Genomic DNA, 203 nt, shown 5'->3' with positions numbered 1-203 from the left:
GACGATAACGGCACCACCGCCAATGGCACGCTGGACGTGAACATCGTCGACGACCTGCCAAAAGCCAACGACGACAGCAACGGAACAGCGTCAGAAAGCCAACTGACCCTGACCGGCAATGTGCTGACCAACGATGTACAAGGCGCTGACCGCGTACCCACCGGACCCGTAACCCCGGGCACATTCACCGGCACTTACGGCAC

1 protein-coding gene is annotated in these 203 nt (G+C 60.6%); it reads left to right on the top strand.

Translation table 11 applies throughout. From position 1 onward, the window contains the following. A partial coding sequence (locus ACM6IV_RS22425; RefSeq protein ID WP_414871703.1) for a hypothetical protein occupies positions 1 to 203 on the top strand: 203 nt, incomplete at both ends.

Origin of the sequence: Pseudomonas sp. IT-347P, from assembly GCF_949768005.1 — a bacterium.
Taxonomy (GTDB): Bacteria; Pseudomonadota; Gammaproteobacteria; order Pseudomonadales; family Pseudomonadaceae; genus Aquipseudomonas.
Note: the sequence above shows the minus strand (reverse complement) of the source record. Positions and strands in the feature narration are given on the sequence as shown.